General features: G+C 39.8%; 30 protein-coding genes and 1 pseudogene. 22 read left to right on the top strand and 9 right to left on the bottom strand.

What is annotated here, in order from left to right; translation table 11 throughout:
* From QZU77_RS06045 to QZU77_RS05985, 13 genes are all read left to right on the top strand, one after another.
* Window positions 1-328 (top strand): amino acid-binding protein (locus QZU77_RS06045; RefSeq protein WP_295601513.1); only part of this gene is annotated, 328 nt, incomplete at its 5' end.
* Window positions 329-336: 8 nt separating this feature from the next.
* Complete coding sequence (locus tag QZU77_RS06040; protein ID WP_295601510.1) at window positions 337-1356, top strand: homoserine dehydrogenase; 1020 nt, start codon at window positions 337-339, stop codon at window positions 1354-1356.
* 49 nt (window positions 1357-1405) lie between these two features.
* On the top strand, window positions 1406-2617 hold the full coding sequence (locus QZU77_RS06035; RefSeq protein WP_295601507.1) for a cofactor-independent phosphoglycerate mutase: 1212 nt from the start codon (window positions 1406-1408) through the stop codon (window positions 2615-2617).
* Window position 2618: 1 nt separating this feature from the next.
* Window positions 2619-3254: a flavodoxin family protein gene (locus QZU77_RS06030; protein ID WP_295601504.1), complete on the top strand. Its 636-nt coding sequence runs from the start codon at window positions 2619-2621 to the stop codon at window positions 3252-3254.
* A 4-nt stretch (window positions 3255-3258) separates the two neighbouring features.
* Entirely contained in the window at window positions 3259-4614 is a 1356-nt protein-coding gene (locus QZU77_RS06025; protein WP_295601501.1) for an MATE family efflux transporter, read from the top strand.
* On the top strand, window positions 4615-5025 hold the full coding sequence (locus QZU77_RS06020; RefSeq protein WP_366208867.1) for a GNAT family N-acetyltransferase: 411 nt from the start codon (window positions 4615-4617) through the stop codon (window positions 5023-5025).
* A 10-nt stretch (window positions 5026-5035) separates the two neighbouring features.
* The gene (locus tag QZU77_RS06015) at window positions 5036-5818 is read left to right on the top strand and encodes an alpha/beta hydrolase family protein (RefSeq protein WP_295601498.1); all 783 of its coding nucleotides are present in this window, start codon (window positions 5036-5038) and stop codon (window positions 5816-5818) included.
* A complete protein-coding gene (locus tag QZU77_RS06010) occupies window positions 5819-6322 on the top strand; it encodes a hypothetical protein (protein ID WP_295601495.1) in 504 nt (167 codons plus the stop codon). It abuts the gene before it with no gap.
* A 55-nt stretch (window positions 6323-6377) separates the two neighbouring features.
* Window positions 6378-8009, top strand: coding sequence for a CTP synthase (locus tag QZU77_RS06005; RefSeq protein ID WP_295601516.1), 1632 nt, complete (start codon window positions 6378-6380; stop codon window positions 8007-8009).
* A gap of 87 nt (window positions 8010-8096) precedes the next feature.
* Window positions 8097-8966: a prepilin peptidase gene (locus tag QZU77_RS06000; protein WP_295601493.1), complete on the top strand. Its 870-nt coding sequence runs from the start codon at window positions 8097-8099 to the stop codon at window positions 8964-8966.
* Window positions 8966-9391 carry a class III signal peptide-containing protein gene (locus QZU77_RS05995; RefSeq protein WP_295601490.1) on the top strand — a complete coding sequence of 142 codons (426 nt, stop codon included), beginning with the start codon at window positions 8966-8968 and terminating at the stop codon, window positions 9389-9391. Before QZU77_RS06000 ends, QZU77_RS05995 begins: the two co-directional genes overlap by 1 nt.
* A gap of 67 nt (window positions 9392-9458) precedes the next feature.
* Entirely contained in the window at window positions 9459-10262 is an 804-nt protein-coding gene (locus QZU77_RS05990; protein WP_295601487.1) for a hypothetical protein, read from the top strand.
* A 1-nt stretch (window position 10263) separates the two neighbouring features.
* Entirely contained in the window at window positions 10264-10944 is a 681-nt protein-coding gene (locus tag QZU77_RS05985) for a TIGR00289 family protein (RefSeq protein ID WP_295601485.1), read from the top strand.
* Window position 10945: 1 nt separating this feature from the next.
* Here the strand turns inward: QZU77_RS05985 and QZU77_RS05980 are convergent, their stop codons facing one another.
* From QZU77_RS05980 to QZU77_RS05970, 3 genes are read right to left on the bottom strand one after another with little or no spacing between them, the layout of a single operon-like run.
* Complete coding sequence (locus QZU77_RS05980; RefSeq protein ID WP_295601483.1) at window positions 10946-11485, bottom strand: nucleoside monophosphate kinase; 540 nt, start codon at window positions 11483-11485, stop codon at window positions 10946-10948.
* Between the two features lie 5 nt (window positions 11486-11490).
* Complete coding sequence (locus QZU77_RS05975) at window positions 11491-12228, bottom strand: phosphopantothenate/pantothenate synthetase (RefSeq protein WP_295601480.1); 738 nt, start codon at window positions 12226-12228, stop codon at window positions 11491-11493.
* A 15-nt stretch (window positions 12229-12243) separates the two neighbouring features.
* Window positions 12244-12627: a hypothetical protein gene (locus QZU77_RS05970; protein ID WP_295601477.1), complete on the bottom strand. Its 384-nt coding sequence runs from the start codon at window positions 12625-12627 to the stop codon at window positions 12244-12246.
* Between the two features lie 329 nt (window positions 12628-12956).
* Between QZU77_RS05970 and QZU77_RS05965 the strand changes: the two genes are divergently transcribed.
* Together QZU77_RS05965 and QZU77_RS05960 are read left to right on the top strand one after the other, a co-directional pair.
* Window positions 12957-14003 carry a ribonuclease H-like domain-containing protein gene (locus QZU77_RS05965; RefSeq protein WP_295601474.1) on the top strand — a complete coding sequence of 349 codons (1047 nt, stop codon included), beginning with the start codon at window positions 12957-12959 and terminating at the stop codon, window positions 14001-14003.
* Between the two features lies 1 nt (window position 14004).
* Window positions 14005-15519, top strand: a complete 1515-nt coding sequence (locus tag QZU77_RS05960) for a HEAT repeat domain-containing protein (protein WP_295601471.1) — start codon at window positions 14005-14007, stop codon at window positions 15517-15519.
* Here QZU77_RS05960 and QZU77_RS05955 read toward each other — a convergent pair.
* The gene (locus QZU77_RS05955; protein WP_295601468.1) at window positions 15514-16269 is read right to left on the bottom strand and encodes a 4Fe-4S dicluster domain-containing protein; all 756 of its coding nucleotides are present in this window, start codon (window positions 16267-16269) and stop codon (window positions 15514-15516) included. The two genes, QZU77_RS05960 and QZU77_RS05955, sit on opposite strands and share 6 nt — an antisense overlap.
* A 74-nt stretch (window positions 16270-16343) precedes the next feature.
* On the opposite strand from QZU77_RS05955, the gene QZU77_RS05950 reads away from it, so the two are divergent.
* A complete protein-coding gene (locus QZU77_RS05950) occupies window positions 16344-17372 on the top strand; it encodes a M42 family metallopeptidase (protein ID WP_295601465.1) in 1029 nt (342 codons plus the stop codon).
* Between the two features lie 128 nt (window positions 17373-17500).
* Window positions 17501-18037: a hypothetical protein gene (locus QZU77_RS05945; RefSeq protein ID WP_295601463.1), complete on the top strand. Its 537-nt coding sequence runs from the start codon at window positions 17501-17503 to the stop codon at window positions 18035-18037.
* Window positions 18038-18063: 26 nt separating this feature from the next.
* On the opposite strand, the gene tsaA is transcribed toward QZU77_RS05945, so the two are convergent.
* The gene (gene tsaA, locus QZU77_RS05940; RefSeq protein WP_295601460.1) at window positions 18064-18549 is read right to left on the bottom strand and encodes a tRNA (N6-threonylcarbamoyladenosine(37)-N6)-methyltransferase TrmO; all 486 of its coding nucleotides are present in this window, start codon (window positions 18547-18549) and stop codon (window positions 18064-18066) included.
* Between the two features lie 333 nt (window positions 18550-18882).
* Between tsaA and QZU77_RS05935 the strand changes: the two genes are divergently transcribed.
* Window positions 18883-19089 carry a molybdopterin-binding protein gene (locus QZU77_RS05935; protein WP_295601456.1) on the top strand — a complete coding sequence of 69 codons (207 nt, stop codon included), beginning with the start codon at window positions 18883-18885 and terminating at the stop codon, window positions 19087-19089.
* 43 nt (window positions 19090-19132) lie between these two features.
* Here the strand turns inward: QZU77_RS05935 and QZU77_RS05930 are convergent, their stop codons facing one another.
* The 4 genes from QZU77_RS05930 to QZU77_RS05915 are packed head-to-tail and all read right to left on the bottom strand — an operon-like array spanning window position 19133 to window position 20944.
* On the bottom strand, window positions 19133-19273 hold the full coding sequence (locus QZU77_RS05930; RefSeq protein ID WP_295601453.1) for a hypothetical protein: 141 nt from the start codon (window positions 19271-19273) through the stop codon (window positions 19133-19135).
* Window positions 19274-19278: 5 nt separating this feature from the next.
* Window positions 19279-19716: a molybdenum cofactor biosynthesis protein MoaE gene (locus QZU77_RS05925; protein ID WP_295601450.1), complete on the bottom strand. Its 438-nt coding sequence runs from the start codon at window positions 19714-19716 to the stop codon at window positions 19279-19281.
* 47 nt (window positions 19717-19763) lie between these two features.
* Window positions 19764-20297, bottom strand: coding sequence for a nicotinamide-nucleotide adenylyltransferase (locus QZU77_RS05920; RefSeq protein ID WP_295601447.1), 534 nt, complete (start codon window positions 20295-20297; stop codon window positions 19764-19766).
* A 14-nt stretch (window positions 20298-20311) separates the two neighbouring features.
* The gene (locus tag QZU77_RS05915; RefSeq protein ID WP_295601444.1) at window positions 20312-20944 is read right to left on the bottom strand and encodes a hypothetical protein; all 633 of its coding nucleotides are present in this window, start codon (window positions 20942-20944) and stop codon (window positions 20312-20314) included.
* Between the two features lie 175 nt (window positions 20945-21119).
* Between QZU77_RS05915 and QZU77_RS05910 the strand changes: the two genes are divergently transcribed.
* From QZU77_RS05910 to QZU77_RS05895, 4 genes and pseudogenes are all read left to right on the top strand, one after another.
* Window positions 21120-21791 (top strand): hypothetical protein, encoded by a 672-nt coding sequence (locus QZU77_RS05910; RefSeq protein ID WP_295601441.1) that lies wholly within the window; start codon window positions 21120-21122, stop codon window positions 21789-21791.
* A 4-nt stretch (window positions 21792-21795) separates the two neighbouring features.
* Window positions 21796-22311, top strand: a complete 516-nt coding sequence (locus QZU77_RS05905) for a DUF367 family protein (RefSeq protein ID WP_295601438.1) — start codon at window positions 21796-21798, stop codon at window positions 22309-22311.
* Window positions 22312-22389: 78 nt separating this feature from the next.
* The gene (locus QZU77_RS05900) at window positions 22390-23253 is read left to right on the top strand and encodes an Ig-like domain-containing protein (protein ID WP_295601435.1); all 864 of its coding nucleotides are present in this window, start codon (window positions 22390-22392) and stop codon (window positions 23251-23253) included.
* A gap of 145 nt (window positions 23254-23398) precedes the next feature.
* Window positions 23399-24236, top strand: a pseudogene (locus tag QZU77_RS05895) (hypothetical protein); the annotation flags it as partial.

The raw sequence follows: 24236 nt of genomic DNA, 5'->3' as shown, positions 1-24236 counted from the left end.
AGGCGAACACGAAGACCTTAAAAATGTTGTTGAAAGATTTGAGGAATTGGGATTCAGCATAATTGAAATTGATGGAGTGCTTTTAAAGGAAAAAATCACCACCATTTTCCATGGACACATTGTGGATCAGGATTTAAGGGACACAATGGACAGGATCAACGAGCTTGAGGATGTGGTCATTGTGGCATTCGACATCAAGTTGAACGGTGAGGAAAAATCAACTGCACTAATCAATATTGAAGCAGGCGTTGGCAAAAAGCAAGTTGTATTTGATAAAATTGCAGAAATTGCGGAAGAAAAGGAATTACTGGTAATTAATGAAGTATAGTGATTATTATGGATGAATGTAAAGTTATAATCATGGGATTCGGTTCAGTTGGCCAGGGAGTCGCCAATGCACTGTCCATGAAAAAGGATTTGATTAAAGATAAAACCGGAGTAAACGTTAAAGTCGTTGCTGCGGCTGATTCATCTACCTCTGCAATATGTCAAGATGGTTTGGATGAAGATTTACTTGTTAAAACTAAAAAGGAAGAAGGAAAACTATCAGCATATCCTGAATTCGGGTCTGATAAGAATGGTTTGGATGTTCTAGATGCCGTTGAATACGATTGTCTAATCGAAGCAACTCCTACTAATATCGTTGATGCACAACCTGCACTTTCACTGACATTGAAAGCATTTGAACAAGGAAAAGACGTGGTGACTTCCAACAAGGGTCACTTGGCATTGAAATTCAAGGAAGTAGTTAGTGCAGCGGAAAAAGCCGGTGTTGAATTCAAATATGAGGCCAGTGTGGGCGGATCAATGCCTATAATCAATTTCACAAGAGACACTCTCGCATCATGTGAGATCAAATCAATCAAGGGAATCCTCAACGGCACCACCAATTATATATTATCAAGAATGACTGCTGAAGGATCAGAGTATGAAGTCATTCTTAAGGAATCACAGGAATTGGGCATTGCGGAAACCGACCCGACACAGGATGTTGAAGGTATAGATGCAGCATGCAAAACAGTCATTTTAGCAAATTCCCTATTGGGAATCGATGCAACCTATAGTGACGTTAAGGTTGAAGGAATATCAAACATCAACTCACAAGCCATTGAGCTTGCCAAAAAGGATGATTACCTAATAAAACTGATAGCTGAAGTGTCCCCTGACAACCTGCAGGTATCCCCTCGTTTAGTCAAAAGGGGAAGTTCCTATGACGTGAGCGGAACCCTGAACATGGCAACAATCAAAACCGATTTGGCCGATGAGGTTTCAGTAATAGGGCTTGGAGCAGGTTCCCTTGAAACTGCTTCAGCGATGTTGACCGATTTAATTAGTATCTTAAAGAATAAAAACTAATTAAATCAATTTATTTTTTATTTTTACTATTTTTTTTCTAGATGATAACATGAAATACGTAATTTTTATTCCAGACGGATCAAGCGATTATCCGGTAGATGAACTAGACGGCAAAACCCCATTGATGGTGGCAAACACTCCAAACATTGATAAGTTGGCGAAAATGGGTTATGGAGGATTCACAAACAATGTTCCTGAACAGTACACACCAGGCTCTGATGTGGCCAACATGAGCATTTTCGGTTTCAACCCTGCCGATTACTATACTGGCCGTGGACCTTTGGAAGCGGGCAGTGAAGGCATTCCAACAAAACCTGAAGATGTAATTTTCAGATGCAACACCATTTACAGTGAAAATGATGAAATGGATGACTTCAACGCAGGCCACATTTCCACAGAGGAAGCCGACGAGCTGATGAAGGGGCTTAACGAGTACTTCAATGAGAAATACCCTGACTTCAAGGGGAAATTCTACACTGGCGTAAGCTACAGGCACCTTTTCATTTACACTTGCGACAGCGTAGAGGATGCCGAAATACTGTCAAGCATAAAGACAATGCCTCCTCATGACATCAGCGGCGAAAAATTGGTTGATAATCTATTCGGTGACTGTGAGCTAGCAGAGGAATTCCATAAGATCATGTATGAGGCAAGGGAATACCTTAAAGATCATGAAGTAAACAAGAAAAGGGAAATCCCAGCCAATATGGTATGGCTATGGGGTCAGGGAGTGACACCGACATTGCCGAACTTTGAGGAAACCTATGGAATCACCGCTTCAGTAATCACCGGTGTTGACTTGCTTAAGGGTATCGGAAACTTTGCAGGAATGAATATCGTGACAGTTCCTGGAGCTACCGGATACTTTGACACTGACTATGAGGCTAAAGGAAAATATGGTATTGAAGCATTGAAGGAAACTGATTTATTGCTGATTCATATTGAAGCTCCTGACGAAGCTGGACATGCTCAAAACACTGAAGAAAAAGTTAAGGCTATTGAAAGAATCGATGAGTTCATTGTCGGACCAATCATCGAAAGCCTTGAAGGCGAGGAATTCCGCGGAGCAATACTTCCGGACCATCCAACCCCAATAAGTGTCGGAACACACACAAGGGATAACGTGCCTATAATAATATTTGATTCCGAGCGTGAAGGAGACGATTGTGAATCATTCGATGAAGAAGGAGTCAAGAAAGGTTCACTGGAATTCAAGGAAGGTCATTTCCTTGTTCAAAGATTGATTGATGGAGATTATTAAGATGAAAGTTATATTAGTTAATGGAAGTCCAAACAGGAAAGGATGTACTTACACTGCACTAACTGAAGTTGAAAAAACATTGAAGGAGGCAGGCATTGATACTGAAATATTCTGGATTAAGACAAAACCTATAATCGGTTGCACAGCATGCGGAATGTGCAGCGAGCTTGGAAAATGCACATATAACAAGGACAGTGTCAATGAATTTGTCAAAAAGGCACATGATGCAGATGCATTCATATTCGGATCACCAGTATATTATGCCGGTGCGAACGGATCACTGACATCATTTTTGGACCGTGCATTCTACTCAAACTCACACAATCCTGATGGTGATGCATTCAAGCACAAGCCAGCATCAGTGATTTGCTCTGCAAGACGTGGTGGAACAACTGCAACTTACGACCAGCTCATAAAATACCTGGGAATCTCTCAGATGCCTATCATTTCCTCATTCTACTGGAACATGGTTCACGGCAACACTCCTGATGAAGTGAAACAGGACCTTGAAGGCCTTGCCACCATGAGGCAATTGGGCAGGAACATGGCATACTTCCTGAAATGTATTGAAGCAGGTAAAAAAGAAGGTTTGGCTCCTGAAGAAGAGCCTAAGATAGCTACAAACTTTATAAGATAAAATCATGAACATTTTCAAGACTCCTGAAGGATACTTGTACTCGAACCGGGCACTGCTCTACCTTTTCATACCATTGTTGGTGGAGTATGCCCTGGAATTCTTCGTAGGCCTAGCCGATTCCATCATGGTTGCATCACTTGGTGAAGCGGCTATTTCAGGAGTTTCACTTGTTGACTTTTTGATGCAATTGCTCATTTTCTCATTCTCCGCACTTGCAACGGGAGGAGCGGTAGTGGCCGGCCAGTACCTTGGCGACAGGCAAATTGACAAGGCACGAAACTCGGCAACTCAACTGGTATGGTTTTCAACAATGCTGTCCACAGTTTTGATGGTTGTGGTTGTCCTTTTAAGGCAGGTTCTCATAGGTGTCCTGTTCGGCCAGATCGAGGCTGACGTATGGCACAATGCAGACATGTATCTTTATATAGTGGCATTGTCCATTCCATTCATTGCAATATATAATGCAGGGGCTGCGATTTTCAGAACAACCAATGACGCCACTCTCCCCATGAAGATAATGCTCGTGTGTGATGTTTTAAACATTTTGGGCAATGCATATTGCATATACTTTTTAGGATGGGACGTCCGTGGCGTTGCGATACCGACAGTCATTTCACGCGTCGTGGCGGCGATTGCAGTAATGTATTTTGCCGTTGACGAGGACTATAAACTGCATATTAAACGAACATTCAGGCACAGGTTCGACACTAAAATACTTAAGAAGGTTCTGCAGGTCGGCATTCCATATGGTATTGAAAACGGTTTGTTCCAGTTGGGTCGTGTCCTTGTTTTAAGTTTGGTTTCAACTTTCGGTACAATGGCGATAGCTGCAAACTCAGTGGGGTATGCAATTGGCATATTTTCAGTCCTGCCGGGCTTTGCAATCAATCTCGGATTGACTGCTGTAATATCAAATTGTGTCGGTGCCAATGATTACGAGCAGGCAAGATACTATAACAAGAAATGTTTAATATTGGTATTCATATCACATGTTATTATAAACCTGATGATATTTGCAATACTGCCAATGGTGCTTGGCATATACAACCTATCCGCTGAGACCGCTCGCATGACAACTGAAATGGTCATATGGCACGGGATATTTGCAATTGTTGTATGGCCATTGTCATTCACGATACCTGCAACATTCAGGGGAGCGGGGGACTCCAAATCAGTTATGTACATCAGCCTGGCGGTGATGTTCACCTGCAGAATCGCCTTATCATATGTCATAGCCGATTGGATGGGAATTGGAGTGTTCGGAACATGGATTGCAATGTTTATAGACTGGTATGTGAGAGCCGGAATTTATATTTACAGATACTTTTCAAATAAATGGACAGAATACAGGGTGGTTTAAATTAGATATGATATAACATACAAGAATACGCATCATTTCAGCAGAAAACAGCTTGAGGAACTGTTCCTATCCGTCGAATGGGCATCCGGCGAATATCCGGAAAGGCTGGTTATTGCCATGAGGAACTTCAGCACAGTCTTTTCAGCATGGCATGAGGATGAGCTTGTAGGATTGGTTTGCGCAATGGATGATGGGATAATGAACGCATATATCCATTATGTGCTGGTAAAGCCAAAGTACCAGCTTAAGGGTGTTGGCAAGGAATTGTTGGAAAGGGTTAAGAGCCATTATAAGGATTATCTTAAGATAGTCGTCATTACAGAAGAAAGCATTTCCAGATTCTATGAGTACAGCGGTTTTGAAAAGCAAGAGGGAAAATGCGTATTGTTCATAAGCGAATTGGAGGATTAGGTGATATTTTATGGTATTGTTTAGGGGAGATATAAAGTGCAAGAGTTTGCAGAGGCGCACTTCGATCAGTGTGATTTTGCCTGCGGATAACATTCATTTCCTGCAGGATACGGAGGAGATTGTTCCGCAACCGTACAGGACATTGTATCTGCTTCACGGCCTGTACGGAAGCGATGACATTTTCTTGGCAAACACTTCCATTCAGAAATTTGCGGAGGACCATGGGATAGCCATTGTCATACCATGCGGTGAAAACAGCTTCTATGTTGATAACGAAAAGGCACATGCTTATTACGGTGAATATGTGGGTCAGGAACTCTTGGACATTACAAGAAACATTTTCCCATTGTCTGACAAAAGGGAGGACACTTACATTGCCGGTTTTTCCATGGGCGGATACGGTGCAATCCGTAATGGGTTGAAGTATCATGAAAACTTCTCCAAGATAGGCATGATTTCACCTGCACTGATTACTGATGATATTGTCGATTTTGATGATGACAGCAATGTCCTGCGATCAAGGGATTTCTATGAGTCAATCTTTGGCGATTTGGATAAATTGGAGGGTTCGGACATGGATCCGAAATACCTGATTGAGAACTGCCCGGACATCCCAGATATCTACATGGCCTGTGGCATTGATGATTTCTTGTTCAGGAAAAGCGCTGATTTTTACATGTACTTGAGGGAAACTGGCGTTGATGCAACTTTCGTCGGCGATGAAGGGGAGCATACATGGGAGTTCTGCGACAAGTACATTAAGGAGTTCATCAAGACCTTGGTGAGTGATTGAATGAGATTATGTCCAAATTGCGGAGCCACATTGTCCGAAGTCATCGGAGGATACCTGTGCCATGAATGCGGCGGAGGAATGTTCAGCGAGGATGAGGTCATAACTCCAATATGCCCAGTCTGCGACAGTGAGCTTGGCGGCTTCACTGATGATGATTTCTACTGTTATGAATGCGGGAGAACCGTCAGAAGGGATGATGCAGTAAACGGTAAAAACATGGGGGATGGCGATGATTATGGCTTTGAAGAACCTGACTATGATTCAATGGTGAATAATGGTGAGGGAATCTGTCTGAACTGCACCTACTGGAGCACAAGCCCATATGGAGCATCCTATGGCATGGTTTGCAGGCGAGGATATCCGACAGAGGGTCCGGATGATTCCTGCAGCGATTTTGTCCAGTCACACAGCTTTGCAAATTACGGTGACAGTGGGCAGTACCAGTTTGACGAGACCTCAAGGGACATTTCGAATAAACTATATCACTGGAAAAACAATCGATGAAGGCCATCATTTATAAAGTGAGTTACATTTTTATATATTAGTAAAATCTAAAATTATATTATTATTAAATAAGGAGAGGATTAATCTGACAAAGTATATTATTATAACTGGTGGGGTAGTAAGTTCCATAGGTAAAGGAATAACATCAGCATCTATGGGTAGAATTTTAAGGTCTTATGGCTTAAAGGTTTCAGCTATTAAAATAGACCCTTATCTGAACTGGGATTCAGGAACACTCAATCCATATCAACACGGTGAAGTTTTCGTTACACATGACGGTATGGAAACAGACTTGGACCTCGGTCACTACGAAAGATTCCTGGATGTTGAACTTGATGGAATGGCTAACATCACTACCGGTAAGGTTTACGAATCCGTAATCGCCAAGGAAAGGGAAGGAGGATACCTTGGAGAATGTGTACAGGTCATCCCTCACATCACTAATCGTATCAAAGAGATGATTAGGGCAAACTCTGAAAGCGCAGATTACGATGTGGTTCTAGTTGAGCTCGGTGGTACTGTCGGAGATATTGAAAGCCAACCTTTCCTTGAAGCATTAAGACAACTCAGAAACGAAGAAGGCAGAGAAAATGTTATGTTCGTCCATGTTACATTTATCCCCTACCTAAATGCAGCTGGAGAATTCAAAACAAAGCCAACCCAACACTCCACCAAGGAATTAAGAAGTGTCGGTATAAATCCTGATGTCATTGTATGCAGGTCACAGGTTCACATTGATGATGGGCTTCTAGCCAAAGTGGCTCATTTCTGTGACGTTGACGTTAATGCAGTGGTCAACACTCCTGATGCGGGCACAATCTACGAGGTGCCTCTTGTTTTGGAGGACCGCAATATCGGTGAATTGATAGTCAAGAGGATAGGATTGGATGTTGAAGCGGACACCTCCAAGCTTGACGAATGGAGAAAAATCGTTGAATCATTAAGGATAACTGATCCTGAAGTCACAATCGGTATTGTCGGCAAATACGTTGAGCTTGAAGATTCATACATCAGTATCCGTGAATCCCTGCTTCATGCGGCAGCAAGCATTGGTGTTAAGGCTAAAATCAAGTACTTGAGTTCCGATGTAGATGAATTGGACAAGGATGCATTGGCCGAGTTTGACGGTATTCTAATTCCTGGAGGATTCGGTGAAAGGGGATTCGAGGGCAAGCTTGATGCTATCGATTATGCCATTGAAAATAATGTGCCGTTGTTCGGAATCTGTCTGGGCATGCAGTCAATAGTGACTCAGTTTGCAAGGCGCAACGGCTATCCTGACGCCAACAGTTCCGAGTTCGGTGATGATATTGAATATCCTGTCATTGACATGATGGAGGAGCAGAAGAAAATCAAGAACATGGGCGGAACTATGCGTTTGGGTTCTTATGACTGTAAAATCATTGAGGGAACCAAGACTCATGAGGCTTATGGCGAAACTGATATTGAGGAACGCCACAGGCACAGGTATGAGTTCAATAATGATTACAGGCAGGAATTGCAGGATAAGGGCTTGATCATTTCAGGTACCAGTCCGGATGACTTTTTAGTGGAAATTGTTGAATTGCCTGATCATCCTTGGGCTATCGGTTGCCAATTCCATCCTGAATTTAAGTCAAGGCCTAATAGGCCACATCCATTATTCAAATCATTTTTAGAAGCTATTTATGAGTATTCTAAAAACTAATTTTTCTTTTTTTTTACAAGTTGAAAGCAATTTTGATGGCTTGCTTTCTGCTTAATTTATATTATTTGACGTGAAATAGTATTATTCATGAATTTCAGTACTATATTTTTAATTCAAATAATAATCACAATATTGTTTTCGATTTGCGCTGCAATTTTTGATGTTAGGAGAAATTATGTTCCCGACTTGTTATGCTATGTCATGGTCGTTTTTGGGTTGGGCTCCAACCTGATTTTGTCAGTGATTTCAAATAACATTAAATTCATTCTGGCCTCATTTATTTCAATGGTGATTACTTATACTATCACTTATCTTTTATGGAAATTGGAAATGTGGGGAGGGGGTGATGTAAGGCTGTTTACCGGCATTGCCACAGTAATACCATCGGGGCTAAATATTGATTTCCTGAACATTTTCCCTGTGCTGTCAATATACCCATTCTCTTTCAGCGTGGTTGTCAACAGCATACTGGTGTCATTCCCATTCCTCGTCATATTCGTCACATATGTCATGATTAAAAAGGATATGTTCAAAAGCAACACCGATATCCTATTCAACATTTTCAACGTCAACAGCCTGAAAATCATCATGGACAATGCGCTCAACAAAACCGTGCCCATAAATGATTTGAAGGAAGGCGACATCATGAACAATTATTATTTCAGCAATGGCGAGATTAAGGAGCTGATTGATTCCCTGGATGGGAACCTGGAAGTTCATGAAAACAAGGATGATGATGAGTTCAAATATTATTTCAAGTCATTCAGTGCAGGGGGATTGACGAGCAAGGACGTGATTCAGCTGAAGATAATGCAGGCCCAGGGAATTCTTAAAAAGGACGCATCAGTCAAAATATCATACCCCTACACTCCAGCAATCGTTGCGGGACTGATGATAGCGGTGTTTTACGGTGATATAATGATGCTTGTAACAAAAAACCTTGCATTGGTGATATGATGATGGACAGTCGTGGACAGGTATCGCTGGAGTACCTGCTGATATTGGCAATATCATTGATACTGCTTCTGGTGTTCACATTGCCGTTGACAGAGCTCACCATACAAAACACCATGGATGTTTCAGATGCGATGAATATGAAGTCTGATTTGTCAAAGCTCTCACATGCAATCAAGACAGTCTACGGTCAGGGTCAGGGATCAAGGCAATCAGTAAACATTGTCACAAAGCAATCCGTTAAACTCAATATTGATAATGACCATGCCTCCTGCAATCTGAAACTTAAGGGCGGTTCTTCTAAAACGGTTAAGGAAAATTACGATTCAAATCTTAAAAAAACATCAATACCATTAGGCAAGGGGAGCAATACCATAATCGTTGAATGGCCGGTGGGAAGCTACAACATGAGGATATACAAAAAATGAGTAAAAAGTTATTTAAGTATTATTATCAAATATTTAAATATAATAATAGTTAAATGGCGTGAAATTTATGGATATTATTACAACAATTATATACATTGTTTTATTCATTATAATGATGGTGTTCGTCTTTTCAATTGGAATGTTGAGAAGGTACATGCCCAGGCGTGAAGTGTTTTTAGTGCTTGGCGTAGCATTCCTGATTGGAGCCATTGGAGGAGCATTCTTCCTTGATCCGATTTATGATGAATTGCCCGAGGTTGTAAGCATTGTTGAAAGGAACATGCCTGATAATGAGGAGACATTGTATTTGGACTTGTCATCTTCCATTGACACCAATCAGTTGAGGAATTCCCTCTCTTCAATGGAGGGATTCAAATCGTTTGACGAGACTTCCATATCGATACCGATGTGGAGCTTCAATCAAAAGGAGCATGACTACTTTGATTCAATAGTTGGAAACATTGATTCCCATTATAAGGAGTATAATGTGACTTCAAATACAATTGAAATTCAACTTGAAGAGAATTACACTTCATCACAGGCTTTAAAATCATTTTCCGACTGGTATAAACTAGTTTATGGTGAAACAATATCATATGCACAAATCAAGGCTGTTCTAGTGGTTGATTCATCACAATTGGATAAGTTTGAACAGGCATTGCTTGACAAGGGAATTGTGGCATCCAGCATTGACGGTCCTATTCAGGACAGCCTGAACAATACCAATGCATCAATGCTGTCCAACATCGAGTTCACATTGGTTTGTGGAGTCGTGGGCGTTATTGTGGCTGTGGCTGGAATTTACATGGATTCAATCGTGCCTGCATACAGAAGATTTAAAAAATTCCTTAGAACCAAACGCAAACGATAACATGAATGTTGCTGTTTTATTTTCAGGCGGTAAGGACAGTACAATGGCTTTACATGCCGCATTGGAGGAGAAAGAAGATGTCAAATATCTTCTTTCAATGAAATCTAGGAATGACGAGTCGTACATGTTTCATGTTCCAAACATCCACATCACCGATTTGCTCTCAGAGGCGCTTGACATACCGTTGATGTCAGTGGAAACTGATGGCGTTAAGGAGGAGGAACTTGAAGATTTGAGGGCCGCATTCATCGACCTTAAAAATGAAGGCGTTGAGGCCATATACACCGGTGCGCTTTATTCTGTTTATCAAAAATCACGAATTGAAAAATTGGGCCGGGATGTGGGGCTTAAAATCATCTCCCCTTACTGGCATGTTGATGAGCTTGAATACATACGAAGGATAATTTCACTGGGTTTTAAAATCATGATCTGCGGCGTGGCGGCATGGGGTTTGGATGAATCCTGGCTGGGCCGTGTCATTGATGATGAATGCATTGACGAGCTTGTAAAGATCAATGAGAAATACTATGTTGACATTGCCTTTGAAGGCGGTGAAGCGGAAACATTGGCCATTGACGGTCCGATATTCAAAAAAAGACTTAAGGTTTTAAAATATAAAAAGGAATGGCATCTTGACAGTGGCGTTTACATTATCGAAGATGCTGTTTTGGAAGAAAAATAGTTTAAAGGTTCACTTCCTTTAAAAATTCATTTATTTTTTCAGTATAGCTTTCAAGGTCGCTTTCATTGATGATAATCTTATCTGAAAGTGCAATGACGGTGCCGATACCGAAATCCAATTCCATCTGATCCCTTTTGAGGAATTCATTGTAGTCTTTGGAATCGTCTTCCCTCATTCTTTTTTGAAGCCTTTCAAATCTCAGTGTAGGATTTGCAAAGATGGAGAGGATTATGAAGTTTTCGAAGTTTTCCTTGAACATGTTTACTTCCTGCGGGCTTCTGATTCCCTCAACGATTATGGTGTTTTCATTGCCCTCATCTTGAAGCTTCTTGATTTTTTTAATTGTCAATTCTGAAACGATATATTCTCCATGTTCTGCTCTCAGGTTTCGAGCGGTATCCTTGGTGCTTTCCCCTCTTTTTTTAGCTTCTTCTCTTATGATGTCACCCATGCTGACGATTATTGCTCCCTTTTCAGTTGCAAGGTCTGAAACTAGACTTTTCCCTGAACCTGGTAGACCGGATATTCCCATTACTTGCATTATATTCACTCTTTTAATTTTATTTGTTCTAATGATTCTTTTAAGTTTTCTTCATTGTCAAATTCGTTAACTAATTCTATCAGCACTTTCTTGTCTTGGGTTTTCAAATCCTCAGCGATTTTTGTCATGAATGGTATTGCGCGAACGATATTGTCCATTATTGACACGTCAGACATTTTTGATGTTCTTGAAAGCGGATTCAAATCAATTGTCAATATGTTCTTGCCGCTCTTTTTCAATATTTCAGCCCTGTCGCCATCTTCCAATGGAATCAGGATGGTGTCTGCTGAGTAGATTCCAGTTTTGCTTGCGGTTGCACGATTGTTTTTAATGTCATTCAAATACTCAATGTCATCGTCCAGTGTGCCTAGAATGTCCTTGTAACCTTGATTCTTGTATAATTGTGTGATGATCTTCACCCTTTCGTCCGTACGGTAGAATAGGTTTATTTCAATTTTAGCCCCCACGCTTTCGGCCAGCTCGATTATTTCATTTATTGCCAGTGCGGTTGCATTTCCATTTACTGATATTACTGGATTGTTTGATAGCAGTAATGCTGCAACAGCCACATACATCGCTCTTTTTGCAGGATATGTTGTTTTTTCACCTATCAGGTAATCGAATGCTTCTCCTCTTCCATGGGCTATCATTGCGGAGTCGGCCAGGTATCCTTCCTTTGATGCTTTAACCATCTTGTCTCTTAAAAGTAAAGATTCATAACGTGGGTGTGATTTTGGTATCATTTTATTTTTATCTCCTTATTTTAAATCTATAGTCATTTGCGCTAGGTATCCTAAAAATGTGGTTATCAGTAATGTTATTATTGTCATTGAAATGATGTGAACTTGGAAATTGTCGAAGAGTATGTTCGGTGTGTTTGGCATGACGAAGAATATCACGTCTAGGATTAAGTCTACTATGACTACTATCAGTCCAAACAGTATTCCTTCAATGACTTCGTTTGTCTCAATGGTCCTGATGTATAATATTCCGAAAAATCCTGTTACAATAATGGTTATAATAGGTATTACGATGTTTATGTGGGGAATATTGTCTGTGAATAATGGATTGAATATCGATGATAGGCCATAGGTCAGTATCCATATCACTATCGAGAATATTATTGCTAGCTTCAGTTTCATTTTTCAAACCTTTAAAATATAAATAATTATATTTATGTTTAAAAATATTAAATACTTTTCTAACTTTGCCAAATGTGATGTTGAAATCAAAAATAGTTTTGGGATGGTTAGGTAGAAAATAATTGCTATCGTCTACCTAACAACTTGTTTTACAAGCTTTAGAGAAATGAATTTTAAAATTTGGCTGTTTAATCTATCTCTCATGGCTACATTGTAGCCAATTATATTATATGCATTTAACAATATATAAATCTTATTGTAATTTATAAAAATTCAACTGAACTTTATTAAAAAATGTTTATATCATGAAATCCATAAAGTAAAACTGAATGACACATGATGATAATTTTGAAAATTATTTGGAAAAAATGCTGGCAAACTCAATAAGTTCGATGAATCCCTCCGATGAGGCCAAAAGCAAGGCCAGGAAATTGTCACCGTCATATTTTTCCGATTTGAAAGAGCAACTTTTAATCAAATATGATGGAAAACACCTGAAGGATGTCATGGACTGTAAAGTCGAAAGCAACTCATTTGGAGAATGCCTGAAAATAACCACTCGGGAAAAGGTCAACTTCAACATTGAGGATAACGATTTCAAAAGCCAAATAAATCATAATTTAAAATTATTGCCTAAAATAGGTCTTAAAACCGAGGAAAAACTAAAGAATAATGGTTATTCCACAATTAAATCATTGAAAAATCATGACAAGTACTCTGATATTGCCTCAAAGTTTCTTGCAAGCATCGAAGACATGTCATATCTAGACATAATCAACCTCCTCGACGACAACAGGTATTCTAGAAAATGCAGGGACAATATCCTTAAAAGCATAAGCCTAAAGGACAGGGAGGACTTCAAGTTCATGGACATAGAGACAAAAGGACTGTCCAACGTTCCGATAATACTCATAGGGGTGGCCGAGATAAAGGGGGATGAGATAATATCCTCACAGTACTTCCTTAGAAATTACACTGAGGAGGCAAGCATCATAGAGGCATACCTCTCACACCTCGACGATGATTCTGTGCACGTCACATTCAACGGCAAGACATTCGATGTTCCGTTCATAAAAAACAGGTGCGCATATAACAGGATGCAGGCAAACCTCGACATTCCTCACTTGGACTTGATGTATTTTGCAAAAAACCTATGGGGCGACAGGCTCCCAAATTGCCAACTGCAGACAATCGAGCAGGAACTATTTGACATAAAACGTGAAGGAGACGTTCCAGGCCAGTACATACCGGGATACTATGACACCTATCTTGAAAAGGAAAACATCGGACCGGTCGTGCCCATAATCGAGCACAATTGTCAGGACATAATATCACTAGCAAGCTTTTTAGACAGAATGTATAAGGAAGTAAATTAACATGGGATTATTTGACAGATTTAAGAAAAGCGATAAGAAGGAAAAGCCGAAAGAGGGGAAGATCATCCCTGATGATTTGGACATCGACGAGGACCAGCTGTTGCTCAAGGAAATTGCAACCAACAGCAAGGACAGGTATGAAAGGGCGACCGCCGCAGACCAGATAACTGACCAGTATGTGGCACTGGATATGTCAAAAAACATCAAGGACCGTGCGATAAGGCTGATAGCCATCAATAAGGTTAAGGATGAAAGGCTATTGAGGGATGCGGCTGAAAACTCACAGTTCTTTGACGTCAGAAGCTTTGCATGGGAAAGGCTTGGGGAAAACAACAAGTCCATTGCAGAGATAGTGATTAACACCAGCAAGAACCCTCATGTCGATGAGATATTCGACAAGGTGGCTGATGAGGAAACCTTGAAATGGATAGCAATCGAGGCAAAGGACAAGAAATACAGGAACCTCTCCATAGCCAAGATTGAAGATTCGAAAGTGCTGTATGACCTTGTGTTCAAGGCTAAGGACAAGTCAATCAGGAAAGCCGCAGTCCTTAAGGATTCATTCATCAACGAGGATATGCTTAAAAAGGTTGTCATTGAAGACAAGGACGAATCAGTCAAGATGGCTGCCATCGCCAAGATCAAGAATGAGGATAATCTCGCAAACATTGCCCTTAACGAGGACAATGCAAAAATCCGCTCTGCAATATTCGACAGGATTGAAAATCCTGAAATCATAGAAAACATCGCATTGAACTCTAAAAAGGCGGATGCTAGATTGGATATAGTCAAGAAAATAGATGATGAGGAATTGCTTTCAAAAATAGCCTTGAATGATGATGATAAAATCGTCAGAAGCGAGGCCGTCAAGAAAATCACTGACGAGAAGATACTGACACAGATAATATCCCGTGAAGATGACCGTTTTGTCCGCCAGATTGCTGTTAAAAACATCACCAACCCTCAGGAACTCATAAGGATAGCACTTGAGGATGATGACCAGTTCGTAAGAAACCATGCAATAACAAATCCTGCACTGGTCAGTGAAGATGATTTCGTATATGTTGCCATCAATTCAACCTATGAGGATGTTGCAGAGGAAGCATTAGGCCATGTGACCAAAGAGGAGAACTTCATTGAAATATTGAAGAATGCCAAACTCTCATCAATCAGCAAAAAAACACTGGATAACATAACTGATTTGGAAACATTGATACGCATAGTCCTGGCCAATGAGGATGAGGAATTCTCACTTCAGGCTTTGAACAAGATCAAGGTTGAAAAATGCCTAGTTAAAATCTACGAGCAGGGAATCTCTGAAAACATTTCAGTAAGGGCTGTTTCACTAATAAGGGACCAGAAAACACTCACTAAAATCGCCCGTGAGGAAGACGCATGGAGAGTCCGTGAAGTGGCTGTTAAAAAAATAGTCAGTAAAAGTGTTTTAAAGGAAATATCAATCAATGATGAGAATGAATATGTAAGGGAAGTGGCAAGGAAAAGAATGAGTCTATAGGTAGAACTCAGGTTCTTTTCTTTCACTGTTTGCCTTTTCGAAATCTACTTTTTTAGCCTCAAATGCGTCTCCAGTGAAGCTGCGTGCATCCTCCGGACAGATTGAAATGCATGCTGTGCAGCGTGAGCAGATATCCAGATTGGTTGCAACAGGGTCATCATCCGGAATGGCGTTTTCAGGACAGACGTTAACGCAATCATAACAGAATGCGCAGACGGACTCATCACAGCTTATTGTAAACGGCAATTGCTTGTAATCAGTGTATGGTCTGTTTCCCGGAATATCTGCTTTCAATGATTCGTTTGATTCTATTTTATCAATGCATTTCACTGTAAAATCATTAATTTTAGAGATGTCCTCATCATCAGGCCTTCCGACAGCAACGCCATCGAAGATTGAATGGTGGCTGACGGTTGAGGCTGCAGCAACAACGTTAAAATCATTATCAGATAAAACGTCAACCAGTTCAAGCAGGGCATCACTCACATGAGCGTTATCGTAATTGACAACCGCAATGGCTTTAGCATCATTTCCCTTGATTTTTGACAGTCTTTCACAAGCGGTTTTAGGAAGTCTTCCGGCAAAAACAGGCATCACCACCACTGCAATGTCATCATTTGATAATTCTTTTTCTGATTGGAAGTGAAGCAAATCACAGTTTTCCTTTTCTTGGCTGAAATTGCCGCTCATTATTTCTGCAACTTTTTTAGTGGTCCCTGAGGGACTGAAAAATATATTGATTATAGTCATACTCTCACCTAAATAATTATATGTAATGGAAACTATTTAATAATATAAAACATTAAAAATTATTTGGTGATACGATGGAATTAATGAGAGAGCTATCTTTAGCACCGGGTGTGTCCGGGTCTGAAGAGGAAATAGCTAAAATTATTACACGTGAATTAAAAGATGTGGCTGATAAAATCGAAACTGACAGTATGGGAAACTTGATTGCAACCAAAAAAGGTCAAAAGAAGGCTCCTACTGTAATGTTGGCAGCTCACATGGACGAAATTGGTCTAATGGTAAGATACATTGACGATAATGGTTTTATTAACTTTTCAACAATCGGCGGAATCAACGACCAGATGCTAATGAACCAGACCGTGACAATCCACTCCTCAGTAGGAGAACCGGTTGTAGGGGTAATCGGTTCAAAACCACCTCACGTAACAACTCCTGAAGAAAGAAACAAGGTTGTTAAGGCAAAAGACATGTTCATTGACATCGGTGCAAAGGACAAGGAAGAAGCCGAAAAGATGGTCAGAGTAGGGGACAAAATGACCTTCAACGCACTCTTCGAGGAATATCCAAACAACAGGATTATGGGTAAGGCACTGGACAATCGTGTAGGATGCTATGTGATGATGGAAGTCATGAAAAGAGTCGAAACCCGCGCCACCGTGTACGGTGTCGGTACCGTGCAGGAAGAAGTTGGCCTGAAAGGGGCTAAGACTTCAGCATTCAAACTGAACCCTGACCTTGCGATTGCCCTTGACGTGACATTATCAGGTGACCATCCTGGAATCAAGCCTGATGAGGCACCAGTGGTAATGGGTAAAGGTCCGGCCATCATCTTGGCTGATGCAAGCGGAAGAGGCATATTGACCCAACAGTCCGTTAAGGACATGCTCATAAATGCAGGGGATGAAAACGAGATTCCTTACCAGCTAGAGGTAAGTGACGGCGGAACCACTGACGGTACTGCAATCCACTTGACCCGTGAAGGAATTCCGACAGGGGTATTGTCAGTACCTACACGTTACATACACACTCCTGTCAGCGTATGCAGCATGGATGATATTGAAAACACCATCCAATTAATTACTGAAGCTATAAATGCATTATAGCTTTCTTTTCTTCTTTTTTTATAATTAAAGATTTTCTTTGACAATTGAATCATTATAAAGTTCTTATTTTTTGCGATTTTTATAATAAAACGATTAATATATATTTCTATCCATTTAGAGGTGATTCCATGTCAAGAACTGTGATTCAGTTGAAATGTGAAAATCCAAGTGAAAGTGAAAAGGTAATTAAAAAAATTTTAAGTTCATATAATTATGAATTAAAGCGCAATGATGATGAAGAGTATTATAAATGCGGTGCGGGTTTTTTGACTGCTCCTAAATTCATTAAATATACTTTCAACGGCAATGACTTAACATTGGAAGGATGGGTTCGTGCTTTTGCTTTTGGCGGCGAGTCCGAGCTGAAGGGTTTTGTTGCAGGAGTTCCTAAACGGTCATGCAGGAAAGCCTTAAATGATATTCAGAATAATTTGGATGCCTCCAGTGTCAATGATGGCATTGTGATTACTGCAGAGGAGAAAAGCCATACATTGGCAACGGTTTTAGGATTCTTATTTGCCATTTTAATTCCTATAATTGGCATTGTTTTTGGAATATATCTGATGACTCGCAATGACAGTGAAAACGCTAAAAAGTATGGGATAATCATTTTAATTTTGTCAGTGGTGATTTGGGGCGTGTCCCGCATGCTTTTGATGGGATGAAAATGTGGGGATTATGTTCAATCCCTTCATTTGAATCTGGTGTCTGATTTTTGTGATTTTGCCTTTTGGTGATTTGTCTCAAACCATCCGATTCTCAGTTCGTCGATGGTGTCCTCGTATAGTTGTGGAACGTATGGTTTGATGTCGAGCAGTGGTGTTCCGTCCAGAATGTCAACGTTTTCAACGTGTATGGTGTTTCCTTCAACTTTATCCACTTTAACGACACTCATGCCTATGCGGTTCGGCCTTTTTGGGGATCTTGTTGCAAAGACTCCGTGGGTGTTGTTGTCCATGAAGGGCTTTACCTCCAGCATGTAGCCCTCCACTTTATGGAGTAGGTAGATTAGGTGAATGTGTGAGAATCCGTCAAGGTCCTTCAGTCCGTCAACGTACTTGTCCTTTATTTCTATTGTTCCTTTTATTCCCTTTGCGCCTGTCGGCTGGATGGGCATGCCTTCGACTTTTTTGAATTCTGTGTGTATTGTTCCTACTGATTCGAGTTCCACTTTCATGCTTATAGTTTTTGGGTTTTTCTTTAATATAATTTTCTAGATGTGAATTGGTATAATTTCGTTTTTCGCATATTTGGCCATTTTTATTTTTAGTGTTTTTTCATCTTTATTTTTTAAATAGGGTATGTTTACTATTCTTTTTTCATGTTTTGTTGATTGTTTTAGGTTTTAATTTGATTTTGGGCTAGTCATATTTTAATGTTTTGTAATGTTTTTCCGATATGAAGCATTTTAGGTAATCGATTTTAAAATGGGTATTTAACTGTAAAAACGAAAGATTTATATGCAATTCGATACTATGTTATATTGTAAAAAATAAAGGATGTGAAAATCATGCAACTTAGTGCAAGAAATCAATTAAAAGGAAAAATTACCGGTGTGGAAAAAGGTGCCGTAATGGCTAACATTAAAATCGAAGTTTCAGAACCTAACACCATCACAGCAGTCATCACCAAGGAATCTGCTGAAAAATTAGGTTTAGCTGAAGGCGATGATGTATGCGCTATCATCAAATCCACTGAAGTAATAATCGGTAAATAAATTCTAAAAAAAGATATATTTGGGGTTTTTTTAGGATTTGGGATTATATTCCCAAAAATCCTAACAATATTAATATTGCAAAAAGAATAATTGCTGCTTTTAACAAGGTTTTAATGTTTTTAACGACTGCATAGACGATGATGAAAAGAATTATTAACCTGATGATCATCATCAATGTGCTCATTCAACTTATCCTCCTGCTAGGATGGTTTTTGTTCCTTGCTTTGAGATTTCCTCTTTTTTAAACTCGACATCATATTTGACGGTTTCGATTACTTCCTTCAATGCGTCAAGGGTTTCTCCCCTGTGTGCGCCGAGAACTGCTACGAGGAACAGCATGTCGCCTGTGTAGAATTCTCCAATGTAGTGGACGACTGAGATTTCATGAACATTATATTTTATCTTGGCGTTTTCAACGATCTTTTCGATTTCAGCTTTTGTCTTTTCCCTGTCTGGGGTTGTCAATATCAGTTTTTCCAAATCCATGTTTTCTTCTTTTCCGCGCACTATTCCCTCGAATGTGAATATTGCTCCGGAATAGTCTATTTTTGTGCTTTTTTTAAGTTCAGCTATCAGGTCTGCTGTTGTAACTTTATCTTCCTTTGCTTCGATGACTCTTACGACCATTTTTTCATCTCCATTATTATTATAATCAACTTAATATATAACCATTGTTATATGTCACTTATTTCTTTCACTGACAAGTTCCTCAAGCGCTCCACACCATTGATCTCCCTCAACAGGTCAACAGTGGCTTGAGGGACAAGCTCCTTCCAATCCTCATCATTCAGAATCCTGCGGCGAACCTCGCTGCCTGACAAGTGCAGGCGGTCATAGAGAGGGGGCTGTCTGACCTCAAAGCCCTCTTCACTAAACAGCTGCTTGACCAGGGGATTTCCTGAATAGACAATGCTGAAAGGTGGAGTGAGCATCTTCACATGTGAAACCCAAACCGCATTGAAGTTAATGTCCTGCATAGGGATAATATAATACCTTGAGGAGTCCACACCCATATCGGAGAGTGCCTGGCTCATCATCACTACACGCTCGCCCGCAGTGAAGGGGTCTTTAAGCTCATGGCTAATTTGAGCGCTTCCGATGCCTATGATAATCTCATCAACTTCCTCAAGAATCCTTGAGATGACCTGCACATGTCCATTATGCACGGGCTGCATGCGGCCGATTAAAATACCTCTAACCTTCTCCATACAATCACTACCTATCATAATCCGTCCAGGCTCCTAACCAGATTCTCAGCGGTCTGATGCTTCTGGGTCAGTGCATCGGTAATTGAAGTTTCCATAAGCACAGTGTCAATGCCCTTCTCGGCAATAGGAATGGTCACCTTCTCGGGACTGGTGCCGTCAGCGAAATCATACTCAACCAGATTGACATCATTTGACAGCTTGTCAATGTATGAATCCAGCTCTGCACTCTTGTTGGATAGGCTGAATATGAAATTGGAATACTCATAATCAGGATTTATCTCATGAACATCAATAACCAGAATCGGATTGTCCTTTACGATATTCGGAACAATAAACTTATTCGCCAACTCTTCACCTGCAGGGCGGGTGTCCTCGCGGGAGGTCAGATTGTCAATAGTCTTTACATAATAGATAACATACCTTTTGGTGAGGTTCTGTGTACCGTTCTCATTGGTAATGTTATAAATGGTTTTATTGACTTCCTCATGAATCTCATGCTCCCTAGGGTGAACGCCAAGAATAATTCCCACGGTTTCGTTGCTTGACATGTTACCGGCTTCAATCTTATAGACAGTACCATTAACATTACTACCGACAGTTGTAACATTGTAAATGTTATCCGGTCCACGAGTGACCTCAGAGACCATGATGGTTAAATTGAATATTACTATAACTATCAGAATAATAAGTAATATTTGATATTGCATTTTCTTATTCATAAAAAGACCTTTAATAACATTTTATAATTTATATATCTAACTAAACTTATATTAAAGACTTTTTACTAAATATTATATAACTAAATTATATGGAGTACTTTTAATGGAAACCAAGAATATATTGATCATTGCAGTGGTTGTAGTGATAATCGCCATACTGGGCGTTGTCTTTGCCACTGGAATGCTAAACGGTAATAATGATAATGGAAATGGTGAAACCACTCCATTCAAAACAGAATTCATGGAAGGAACCTTCTCAGGAAAGGTGAAGCTTGTCGACGATAAGGAAAAATTCATGCACTCCTACAAGGATAAGAAGAACAAGATAACCTACAACATATCAACAGTCGATGATTCAGAGGCAATGATGGACATCTACTACCTCCAGGGAGTGATGAATCCTGAAAAAAGAACATTTAACGGCAACGAATGGAACATCTACTTCACACAAGCTGTAGAGGGCAACGATTCCAATTCAGATGACGATCCGATGAACATCATAATCTGCCAGTCACAGCAGAAAAAACAGGGATACCTAATCTACATGATAATTGATGCGGACTCCAAGGTCAATGCGACCCTGAACACTTACGGTGAATCATACACTGACTTTGTGGAGCCATTGCTCAACAGCATAACCCTAAAGGAAAGCAAGAACGTTCCTAAAATATACGAGGAATTCGGATTGACCAAGGACCAGTTCAACGAACAGATGGACTTGATTCAAGAGGTCAAGGCAGGAAACCAAAGTGCAATACAGCAGGTAGCGGGATAGAACCATGAGGATTACAGTCTTTCATGCAAACGAGTGCGACAAGAAGAAATGCACAGCCATAAAACTGGCCAAGATGGGCAAATGCAGACTTGTTGAAAACATAAACAAGATTCCGTCAGGAGCCATTGTGCTAAACCCGTATGCTGAAAAGGCAGTATCCTATGAGGACTACCGTTACGTTCAAAGAAGAGGAATAGTTGGACTTGACTGCTCATGGAACGAGGTGTCAAGTTCCAAAAAATTCTTCTCACTATCAAAATACCATCGATCACTACCATTCCTAATAGCAACAAACCCCGTAAACTACGGAAAGCCATGCATCTTATCAACAGTCGAGGCGATAAGCGCAACACTCTACATTACACGTTTTAAAGAGGAAGCTATCGATTTGATGAATGGCTACAAATGGGGACACACTTTCATCGAACTCAACCATGACCTTCTGGAAGCCTACAGCCAAGCCGACACCAGCGCCGAGGTAGTGCAGGTTCAAAACGAATTTCTCAAAGCCAATGAATAATTCTTGATGAAAGATTTTCCTTTAACTGAATTATATTCCAATTATGACAGAATATAATATATAAAGGTGGAATTTTTCATGAACAAGAAAATAATATTATTGCTGCTACTATTTCTAGTAGGCGTCTGTGCAATATCACACGTAAGCGCAGAGGAAATGTCCTCCGACAGTGAATTGATTGCATCACAAGACACAGAACCCGTAAGCATTGACGACAATGCAGATGAATTAAGCGACACTGCAAAAGACATAATCGCCAATGAGACAAGTGTTGAAGTGGCCAACACTTCAACCGATGAGCCGGCTCCTGTTGAAAAAACACAAGCAGCACTAAAGGCATCAAAACTAACAGTCGCACATAAGAAAAGCACCAAATGGTCAATCAAACTAACCGATTCCAAAGGTAAAGGAATTTCAGGCAAAAACATCCTATTGAAGATATACACAGGCAAGAAATACAAGACAGCCGCTGTCAAAACCGATGCAAATGGCGTTGCCAAGTACAATACCAAGAAATTATCCGCAGGAACCCATAAGATAATTGCAAGCTTCGTTGATGACAACTACACCTGCAAGGACATATCCTCATCCGTGAAGGTTGTAAAGCAGACAAAGATTAAAATAATAGCCAAGCCAAGCAACATGAAGGACGGGTCAGCCTTGACCATATTGGTCTTAAATAAGAAAACCAAAAAATTCATGAATGGAGTGAAACTCATCCTGAAAGTATACACCGGCAAAAAATACAAGACCATAAAGCTTAAAACCAAAAAATTCAGTGGTGTAAAAGGAGTTGCAGGATATGCTACCAACCAATTGAGCGTGGGTAAGCATAAGGTTAAAATCACACCTCAAAGCTTCAAATACAGTGGATCAAAAACCACTAAAATTGTTATTAAGAAATCCGCTAAAAAATACCCTGGATGGACAGTAAAATTATAATGGAATGTAGTCATTCCATTCTTCTTTTTTTTAATGAAAGCATTTGCTTTGCTTGACTTAAATCTTTTTTTAAACATAAATATATATCAATAATATTTAGGTTGGGGGTTTAAGTATTAGGAAGCATGCTTTTATATTAATTTTAATGATAATAAGTATTGGATTAGTCACGTCAGTCAGTGCAGCTGATTTGAATGAAAGTGATGTGGTTAATGAAGATGTTGATGAGATTTCACATAAAATTGCTGCTGATGATAAATTAGAAGTTTCTAACAATTCAGAAGTCTTAAAAACAGAGTTTAATCCAGTTGATTTTAATGAAATACAAAATTCAATAGACAGTGCAAATGACGGGGACACTATTGTTTTGAATGGTAATTATGTATTTACAGGTACCATTAATGTTAATAAATCATTAAATGTCATAGGAATCAATAATGCAGTAGTTGATGGAAATTCTAAGGTAAGATTATTCACTGTCACTAATGATGGAGTGGTATTTAAAAATATTACATTTAAAAATGGCTATTCCAGTGAAGGAAGTGCCATTGATGGGAAATGCAATGCAATAAACTGCACATTTATTAATAATACTGTTTATGGTGATGGAATATGGCATTATAATCCTTATTCTCCTTCTTTTCAACATAATGGATGGGGTGGTGCAGTTTGTGATGTGAATGTAACAAGCTCCAGTTTTATTAATAATACTGCATCTAATAAAGGAGGTGCAATGTATGGTGGTTCTGCTGTAAATTGTAGTTTTTCAAATAATCGAGTTAGAGGATTTGAAGAATATGATTATGCATTAAGGCTTAATGTATTTGTAGGTTATGGTGGTGCAGTATATGGTTCTAATATTTTAGATTGTATTTTTGTTGAAAATTCTGCGGTTCAGGGTGGTGCAGTAGTTGGTGGTAATGTTGTAAATTCTACTTTTATGAGCAATAATGCAAGTGATGGAGGTGCTATATTTATAGAAT

Source organism: uncultured Methanobrevibacter sp. (assembly GCF_902774605.1).
Taxonomy (GTDB): domain Archaea; phylum Methanobacteriota; class Methanobacteria; order Methanobacteriales; family Methanobacteriaceae; genus Methanocatella.
Note: the sequence above shows the minus strand (reverse complement) of the source record. Positions and strands in the feature narration are given on the sequence as shown.

Excerpts from the sequence above, each read along its gene's own strand:
- QZU77_RS06040 (WP_295601510.1), top strand. The coding sequence starts at position 337 with ATGGATGAATGTAAAGTTATAATCATGGGATTCGGTTCAGTTGGCCAG.
- QZU77_RS06035 (WP_295601507.1), top strand. The coding sequence starts at position 1,406 with ATGAAATACGTAATTTTTATTCCAGACGGATCAAGCGATTATCCGGTA.
- QZU77_RS06030 (WP_295601504.1), top strand. The coding sequence starts at position 2,619 with ATGAAAGTTATATTAGTTAATGGAAGTCCAAACAGGAAAGGATGTACT.
- QZU77_RS06025 (WP_295601501.1), top strand. The coding sequence starts at position 3,259 with ATGAACATTTTCAAGACTCCTGAAGGATACTTGTACTCGAACCGGGCA.
- QZU77_RS06015 (WP_295601498.1), top strand. The coding sequence starts at position 5,036 with ATGGTATTGTTTAGGGGAGATATAAAGTGCAAGAGTTTGCAGAGGCGC.
- QZU77_RS06010 (WP_295601495.1), top strand. The coding sequence starts at position 5,819 with ATGAGATTATGTCCAAATTGCGGAGCCACATTGTCCGAAGTCATCGGA.
- QZU77_RS06000 (WP_295601493.1), top strand. The coding sequence starts at position 8,097 with ATGAATTTCAGTACTATATTTTTAATTCAAATAATAATCACAATATTG.
- QZU77_RS05995 (WP_295601490.1), top strand. The coding sequence starts at position 8,966 with ATGATGGACAGTCGTGGACAGGTATCGCTGGAGTACCTGCTGATATTG.
- QZU77_RS05990 (WP_295601487.1), top strand. The coding sequence starts at position 9,459 with ATGGATATTATTACAACAATTATATACATTGTTTTATTCATTATAATG.
- QZU77_RS05985 (WP_295601485.1), top strand. The coding sequence starts at position 10,264 with ATGAATGTTGCTGTTTTATTTTCAGGCGGTAAGGACAGTACAATGGCT.
- QZU77_RS05980 (WP_295601483.1), bottom strand. The coding sequence starts at position 11,485 with ATGCAAGTAATGGGAATATCCGGTCTACCAGGTTCAGGGAAAAGTCTA.
- QZU77_RS05975 (WP_295601480.1), bottom strand. The coding sequence starts at position 12,228 with ATGATACCAAAATCACACCCACGTTATGAATCTTTACTTTTAAGAGAC.
- QZU77_RS05970 (WP_295601477.1), bottom strand. The coding sequence starts at position 12,627 with ATGAAACTGAAGCTAGCAATAATATTCTCGATAGTGATATGGATACTG.
- QZU77_RS05965 (WP_295601474.1), top strand. The coding sequence starts at position 12,957 with ATGACACATGATGATAATTTTGAAAATTATTTGGAAAAAATGCTGGCA.
- QZU77_RS05960 (WP_295601471.1), top strand. The coding sequence starts at position 14,005 with ATGGGATTATTTGACAGATTTAAGAAAAGCGATAAGAAGGAAAAGCCG.
- QZU77_RS05955 (WP_295601468.1), bottom strand. The coding sequence starts at position 16,269 with ATGACTATAATCAATATATTTTTCAGTCCCTCAGGGACCACTAAAAAA.
- QZU77_RS05950 (WP_295601465.1), top strand. The coding sequence starts at position 16,344 with ATGGAATTAATGAGAGAGCTATCTTTAGCACCGGGTGTGTCCGGGTCT.
- QZU77_RS05945 (WP_295601463.1), top strand. The coding sequence starts at position 17,501 with ATGTCAAGAACTGTGATTCAGTTGAAATGTGAAAATCCAAGTGAAAGT.
- tsaA (WP_295601460.1), bottom strand. The coding sequence starts at position 18,549 with ATGAAAGTGGAACTCGAATCAGTAGGAACAATACACACAGAATTCAAA.
- QZU77_RS05935 (WP_295601456.1), top strand. The coding sequence starts at position 18,883 with ATGCAACTTAGTGCAAGAAATCAATTAAAAGGAAAAATTACCGGTGTG.
- QZU77_RS05930 (WP_295601453.1), bottom strand. The coding sequence starts at position 19,273 with ATGAGCACATTGATGATGATCATCAGGTTAATAATTCTTTTCATCATC.
- QZU77_RS05925 (WP_295601450.1), bottom strand. The coding sequence starts at position 19,716 with ATGGTCGTAAGAGTCATCGAAGCAAAGGAAGATAAAGTTACAACAGCA.
- QZU77_RS05920 (WP_295601447.1), bottom strand. The coding sequence starts at position 20,297 with ATGGAGAAGGTTAGAGGTATTTTAATCGGCCGCATGCAGCCCGTGCAT.
- QZU77_RS05915 (WP_295601444.1), bottom strand. The coding sequence starts at position 20,944 with ATGGTCTCTGAGGTCACTCGTGGACCGGATAACATTTACAATGTTACA.
- QZU77_RS05910 (WP_295601441.1), top strand. The coding sequence starts at position 21,120 with ATGGAAACCAAGAATATATTGATCATTGCAGTGGTTGTAGTGATAATC.
- QZU77_RS05905 (WP_295601438.1), top strand. The coding sequence starts at position 21,796 with ATGAGGATTACAGTCTTTCATGCAAACGAGTGCGACAAGAAGAAATGC.
- QZU77_RS05900 (WP_295601435.1), top strand. The coding sequence starts at position 22,390 with ATGAACAAGAAAATAATATTATTGCTGCTACTATTTCTAGTAGGCGTC.